The sequence below is a fragment of the Vibrio sp. V39_P1S14PM300 genome (assembly GCF_009904765.1).
Taxonomy (GTDB): Bacteria; Pseudomonadota; Gammaproteobacteria; order Enterobacterales; family Vibrionaceae; genus Vibrio; species Vibrio proteolyticus.
In genome coordinates, this window is record NZ_WXWP01000164.1 from 1 (window position 1) to 5,353 (window position 5,353).

Here is a 5,353-nt window from a genome sequence, read left to right on the forward strand (position 1 = left end):
TAGTTAATTCTCATGGTATACCACCACAACAAATTATTTGTGAACTTACCGAAACGGCGATAGCGCCGGACCCTACCACCATAGACATTCAAATGCTCAGGTTAAAAATGATGCAATTTAAGCTCTCCATCGACGACTTCGGCACCGGCTACTCCTCCATTGCCAAGCTTCACGCTATTCCATTTAATGAGCTTAAAATAGACAAAAGCTTCGTATTTGATTGCCTAACCAATGCCAAATCAGCGGCGATCGTTGAGCAAAGTATAAAAATGGCCAAAGCAATGGGAATAGAAGTGGTTGCGGAAGGCATCGAAACTAACGATGTTGAAGACTTCTTACTCAAGGCAGGGTGTGACTCCGGACAAGGGTATTTATACTCGAAGCCGGGACCGTTAGACGAAATAGCCTCTCTCATTCGAACTCCTGTCCCTAATAAAGAGCGTACTGAATGAAGTTTTCCATCAAACTTCCCCTGCTTTTTTTAAGCTTAAGCCTAGTTATGTTGGGCGTTGTTACGATTGTTTCTCAGAAAGGTAAAGATATTCTCCAAGACACAACGTTAACCAATATCGAAAGAGAGGCCACTCTCCTGATTCGATTAATAGAGCGTAATTTATTCGAACGCTACCATGACGTACAAGCGTTTCGCTTAGCATTGGGGGAAGTCGATGAAGGTAGACTCGGGTTTATCTCTTCAAGCCCAGATTTTGCGTCCAGCCTAAACGATCTGGTCCGAAATTATAAAGTCTACCGACGGATCATGGTGTTTGATCTGCAAGGTAATTTACTCGCACAAAGTACGAAAAATCAATTTGGTAAGACATTACCCAATGTCCAGACGACAGCGGAAAAAGTCAAAAATAGCACTTGGTTCCAAGAGGCCGTTGATGGGAATACGCTTTCTCCAGACAAACCAGAAAGCAGTTACGTCGTTGGCCCACGACGCTTTCTGATAGATGATAACCCCAACTCTTTTGACATGATTTTTGCTGCACTCATTCGAGACAAAAATGGGAACAATACCGGACTTTGGGTGAATGTGGTTGATTTCTCTGTTGTGGAGAACATCGTCGCTGAAACTTATGAGCTGCTTTCTAATCGAGGCTTTCTGAGCTCAGAACTTACCATCCTTGACAATCAGGGTAGGATCATCGTTGATTATGATCCCGTAGGACAGAGTAAGCCTAAATACATCCGTGATTTTTCTATAATTGGCGAGCTCAATTTGGCTAAAAATGGAGTGGAAGGCGCTCGTCTAGCGGTCGCGGGCAGAAGCGGCTCAAATATCTCCACGCACTTTCGTAAACAGATCAACCAAGTCACTGGTTATGCTCATACCAATGGCGCGTATGATTACCCGGGCCTAGGTTGGTCTGTCATGATCCGTATTGCGGTAAACGAAGCATTTTATGAATCCAATATGTTATTCCGCAGTACATTTCTGGTTTCATTGCTGCTCCTGGCTCTTATTGTCATCGTGTCCTTCTATCTCAGTAAAAAGATTGCCCGTCCTTTGCGAGAACTTTCATATGCAATCAAAAGCCTGGCCAATGGTGAAAAAGATGTCATCTTACCCAAGGTTTACGGGCAGGATGAAATCGCTGTGATGGTGTCGGAACTTGATAACCTCAAAGATATTGTCATAGAGAGAGAAAAACTAAGCCAAGAAACTGACGAACAACGATTTTTACTCGATATTCAAAGTAAAGCTATCGATTCCACCACTTCCGGTATTATTGTCAGCGAAGTGAGTAAGCCTGACTTTCCGATTGTCTTCACTAACAAGGCGTTTGAACTTCTCACCGGATACAGTCGTGAGGAGGTTTTGGGCAAAAATTGCCGCTTTCTTCAGAATGATGATCGTGACCAACCGGGATTAGACAAGATACGACTGGCGTTACAAAACAAAACATCCTGCTCCGTTGTGCTTCGTAACTACAGAAAAAATGGCACGCTCTTTTACAACAATTTGAGAATCGACCCAGTTTTCAATGAAGAAGGCATCATGACGCACTTTATCGGTATCCAAACCGACATTACCGATATCAAGCGACGTGAAGAAGAAAATACCCTAAAACTCGAACAAGAAATCGAGAGAAGAACGCAAGAAGCCAGAGAGTCGGAAACTCGCCTTCGCACTGTCTTCGATACCGCTCTGGATGGCACAGTAGTCATTGATGCCCAAGGAAAGATTTTGGACATAAACCGCTCTACCGAACTGATCTTTGGCAGAGTTCGGGATGATCTCATTGGAGAGAATGTTTCAATACTGATGCCCGACCAGTACGCAGGAGAACATGACAATTACCTTAATACGTTTTTATTTACGGGAAATAAAAAACTGATAGGGGCACCTCGGAAAGTTAAGGGGCTTCACAAGTCAGGACGCGTTTTTCCTATTGAAGTCTCCGTCGGTGAAACCAAAGTCGGTGATTCACAGGTTTTTGTTGGCATGGTGAAAGACATCACCATTCAGGAAGAGATAAAGCGGAGAGAACAAGCTCTCCAAAGTGAGCTTCGTGAGCGTGAAATCATTTATCGTGCTGCATTCAGCCAGGCTGCTGTAGGTATTTGCCGGGTTGCCTTAGACGGCAGGTTCATCGAGGTTAACGACAAAATGTGTGACATTTTTGGTTACGGTGAACAGGAACTACTAGAAATGAAGCTCAGCCATGTCACTCATCCAGATGATCAGACAAGAAGCCAAGAGATGGTGTCTGCGCTTCTTGAAGGTCAACAACGCACCTTCACCATCGACAAGCGCTACATCAACAAGGCGAATGAAACTTTCTGGGCAACACTGTCCGTCTCAGTCGTGTTCGATGAGGACACGCGTCCAAAATATTTCATTTCTGTCATTGAGGACATATCTAACAGAAAAAGAATCGAAGAAGAGTTACGTTCGGCCAAAGCAGCAAGAGACGAACTGTTGAGAGGCATGCGTCTCGCTTCAGATGCGGGCGGAATATGTAATTGGGTACTTAATACCCATACCGGCCATTTGAAGTGGGACGACAATATGTACGCCTTGTATGGCATCGAACACGGCGTAGAGCTCAATTATGAACACTGGAAACAGGCGCTACATCCAAGTGATGCAGACAAAGCCACACACGCTTTTGAACACAGCCTGAGCAGTAAAGATGTATTTAACGCAGAGTTCAGAATCATCAATCAATCGACAAACCAGACGAAGTGGATCAAAGCTGCGGGTGACGTTGTACTCGATAAGGAGTCAGGCTATGAGATGGTGTTTGGTATTAACCTGGACATTACCGACGAAAAAGATGCTCAGGCAGCTTTAGAGAAGGAAACTCTAGCGGCCAGACAGGCGAACGAAGCAAAATCACGCTTTCTGGCAACAATGAGCCATGAAATACGCACACCCATGAATGGCGTGGTTGGCATGGTTGATTTGCTAAGAGAAACTGAGCTGACTAACGATCAGAGAAAAATGGTGAGCACCATACGTGACTCTTCCTTCTCATTACTGGAAATCATCAATGATATATTAGACTTTTCTAAAATCGAGTCGGGTCAGATGGAGCTCGATCTAACTGACGTCCATATTCTGCACCTAATTGAAAAAACAGCGGAAGCCCTATGGGTGAACGCCCATCAAAAACAGGTGGGGATTTACCTGTGTTTTGAAACAAACCTTCCCGAAAAGCTTAGCTTAGATCCTGTGAGAACCCGTCAGATTATCTTAAACCTGCTCGGCAATGCCATTAAGTTTACCAACAGCGAGCAGGAGATAGGATACGTAAAACTGATCATAAGTTATCGTGAACAGAATTTGATGGTGACCGTAGCCGACAATGGCGTGGGTATGAACTCCGAACAGGTCGCTCGTCTGTTCAAACCATTTACACAAGCTGACAGCTCGACAACGCGCAAATATGGAGGAACTGGCTTGGGCCTGAGCATTAGCAAGTCCTTCATAGAACTAATGAACGGTACCATCAATGTGGTCAGCGAACCCAATAAAGGCAGTCAGTTTTCAGTGGCAATACCAATAGATTCAACCGGTTCTGGACTCTTGTTTGGTCAGTATGACTTATCACCATATTCTATTGTGTTGCGCATTGACGACCAATACCTTCAACAATCCATTGAGACCATACTCTCTCACTTCAACCCCCAGAGCATTCATGTAGCCTCAGACCAAACCAATGGCTTTCGCTTTTCATCGAAAACGATTGTGATTACTGATCAACACATTGATGTGTCCGGTAACGATACCGTTCGCTACCTCGAATTGGATGACAGCCCGGCATCCGCCGATGGCTATGTGCGTCCAAACAAATTCGTTGTGGGAGTTCATCCACTAAAGCCCAGTGAACTGATGACCGGACTTGCGGTCCTGTCTGGTAACAAAAGCCCCGATTTTGAATGGTCCGATAGTTTCTACCAAGATACCGAACCTCGTGAGCATGGAGAGCATCAGGATGAGACCAGCAGTGCGGTGATTCTATGTGCCGAAGATCAACCGACCAATCAACTAGTTCTCGCTCAGCAGCTCAAAAAGTTGGGTTATAAATATGAAATGACCGAAAACGGCAAAGAAGCGTTCGAACGGTGGATGGATGGAGAGTATTCATTGGTGCTGACCGACTGCCATATGCCTGAAATGGATGGCTTTGAGCTTACATCCGAAGTCCGCCGAGTCGAAGCTGAGCTCGGTTTAGAACGTACCATCATTGTCGCGCTTACCGCCAATGCATTAGTGGGCGAAGCCGAGCATTGCTTAGAATCTGGAATGGATGACTATATAGCCAAACCCGTTGAGCTTTCTACGTTGAAGAAGGTGCTGTCACTGCGATTACGTGGAAAGGCATTGCGAGACAAGAAGAATATCAACGAGCACTCTTCAACGGATCAATTTAACGATCTTACTGTCGAAATCACTCATGATAGCAACCTCATTGACTACCAGCATCTCTCCAGCGTCATCGGCAGTGAAGATAAAGAAATGCAACGCGCTGTACTTTCAATGTTTTGGGATAGCGTTACCAATGACTTCGAAAAAATAAAAATCGCCGTTCAGAAAAATCGCCCCGAGGATATTAGGAGCTTAGCTCACGGAGCAAAGGGCTCTGCATCGTCTAGCGGGGTGTTAAAGCTAGGAGAGTTATTCCGAAATCTAGAAAACCAGCACAGTGACTCTAATTACACCAGCAAAAAAGTAGTAGAGATACAAGCCATGATGCAGCTTGTTGAAACTCAACTCAAAGCAGAAAAAATAATTGAACCTTCAACGGGAGAAAAACGTGCTCAGTGAAAACTTCATCAAACAGCTACTATTTGAACAAGCCAATCGCTAAGCTCTTCATTATTTGCATAAGAAATTAGA

General features: G+C 44.6%; 2 protein-coding genes. Both read left to right on the plus strand.

Annotated elements, in window-relative coordinates; genetic code table 11:
* Positions 1-452 (plus strand): EAL domain-containing protein (locus CAG65_RS08140; protein WP_161453297.1); only part of this gene is annotated, 452 nt, incomplete at its 5' end.
* Entirely contained in the window at positions 449-5,281 is a 4,833-nt protein-coding gene (locus CAG65_RS08145; protein WP_161453298.1) for a PAS domain S-box protein, read from the plus strand. The genes CAG65_RS08140 and CAG65_RS08145, both read left to right, overlap by 4 nt.
* Positions 5,282-5,353 lie beyond the last annotated feature (72 nt).

Coding starts and splice junctions, on each gene's coding strand:
- CAG65_RS08145 (WP_161453298.1), top strand. CDS start 449: ATGAAGTTTTCCATCAAACTTCCCCTGCTTTTTTTAAGCTTAAGCCTA.